The sequence below is a fragment of the Bifidobacterium sp. AGR2158 genome (assembly GCF_000424225.1).
Taxonomy (GTDB): Bacteria; Actinomycetota; Actinomycetes; order Actinomycetales; family Bifidobacteriaceae; genus Bifidobacterium; species Bifidobacterium anseris.
Genome location: NZ_AUJM01000009.1, coordinates 1 through 1,637, shown reverse-complemented (window position 1 = coordinate 1,637; position 1,637 = coordinate 1). Strand labels below are relative to the sequence as shown.

Sequence of the window (1,637 nt, the reverse complement as noted above, 5' to 3'; positions counted from 1 at the left end):
CATGATTCCGCGGGGCATACTCGCCTACCCGCAAGAAAAATGCACCCTCCCAGCCGAGATACCAGCGAACCGCCACCCGACACGGACCTACACAGGTTGTGTGCCAAAGGTTGGTGGCAGTCTGTCGGTAGGGTCACCTCGATACTGCCATTGCAGCCACCACTGGCAGCAGTCTGAGGGTAATCACACCTCAAAACTGCCGCCACAGCCACTGCCCGGCAGTATGTGGGTGACTGCACCTTGAGACTGCCACCGACCACGGGATCTATACGCGCATATCGGCGGGGATGTGCTGCATGAGGTCCGCCCGGGTGAGCATGAAAGACGATTCGGAAGGCTGGATGTCGCCCTGTATCTGCAACGCCTCCTGACAAAGTCGGACAAGCTGCGCGCCGTCGATGAGTTTCATGCCGACCTGCTGCGCATACTCGAGCGCATCCGACGTGAACCGGCTCGTCGTGATGAAGAGCAGACCCTGCGCGTGCTCCGTCATGTTGGCGCCCTGCAGCTTTTGCAGCAGCGGACGCCCGATATGGTGTCTGGGGTTGTAGCATTTGCATTCGGCGATGTAGCTCGTCCCGTTTGGACTGTGGATTTTGAGATCGAAGCCGCCGTCCCGGGTCGGCGACGTCACCTGCGCCTGCCATCCGAGCTGGCGCAGCAAGTCGGCGCAGAAGCCTTCGAAATCCGAAGGATTGATGCTGAATCTTTGGATGATGGCGTCGATGCTGGTGGCGGTGCGCCGGGCGCGCAGCTGTTCGAGGACGGCATCTCGCTTCGCCTGTTCCTCCGCGCAATAGCTGATCGGCGTCCCCGCATCGCGCAGCTGTCGCACGAAAGCATAGGATGCGAAAGGATCGTCACCTAGGATCTTCCATTGGCCGACGAGTATGACGCTCAGCTGATGAATGATGCCTGTGTCGTTGGAACGGCGGTCACGGGTACCATCGCGCTTGGCCGCTTTCCATACCGGATATCCCAGAACGAATGATCCCGGCACATGGGGGCGCTTCGCTTTGCGTATCCGCATGGATTTCGTCACGGCCACGCCGTATTCCCTGTAGAAGCGGTCGCGTCGGATTTCCTGAATGAGCAGTTGCACCAGCTTGACGAGCAACGCCACCAAAGCGATGGCGACGATGACGGCAATTGCTATGTCGATGAAATGTAGAAGCTGCGGGGATATTGAGTTCATCATCGTGTCTGCTCCCGTCATGGAGTTCTGCTGGTAGGGCGTACGCCGTGCAGGCGTTGTGCTCATCCCTTCATTGTGATGTATCTGGGCATGCCGCGTATTCGGCGTTCGGAGAGCATTGGACGCCCTTCATGGGAACGCCGCCCGTATCCGCGTTCGTCGATGCGTTCATATGATGATTATATTGCCCGGGCACTGTCTCCGATGCCCCTCTATGTTACGCCGATTCCCGATGCTTACCTGTGGTCATCATGCTGCGGCGTAGACCTGCGTCAGCGTAGACGCACACCATAACCATAGTTGTGCGTCACCATGGACGTCCGCCGCGCCGAGCGTCGCTTTTCCCGCCATCTCACGCACCACCGGCATGCATCCCGCATGCATCTCGGCTGAGCGATAGCATTTCGCGCGACTACCCCACCTATCAATCTCCAAAACCGCA

The 1,637-nt window shown here is 58.9% G+C and carries 2 protein-coding genes; both read right to left on the bottom strand.

Annotation, left to right across the window (positions count from 1 at the left end; genetic code table 11):
- Nucleotides 1–265 precede the first annotated feature (265 nt).
- Nucleotides 266–1,261 carry a restriction endonuclease gene (locus tag G606_RS0100410; RefSeq protein ID WP_026644344.1) on the bottom strand — a complete coding sequence of 332 codons (996 nt, stop codon included), beginning with the start codon at nt 1,259–1,261 and terminating at the stop codon, nt 266–268.
- A gap of 183 nt (nt 1,262–1,444) precedes the next feature.
- The coding region (locus tag G606_RS11340) for a hypothetical protein (protein WP_034523245.1) at nt 1,445–1,637 on the bottom strand (193 nt) is incomplete at its 5' end.

Bases quoted from the DNA above. Each gene is read 5' to 3' on its own strand.
- G606_RS0100410 (WP_026644344.1), bottom strand. From the start codon at position 1,261: ATGAGCACAACGCCTGCACGGCGTACGCCCTACCAGCAGAACTCCATG.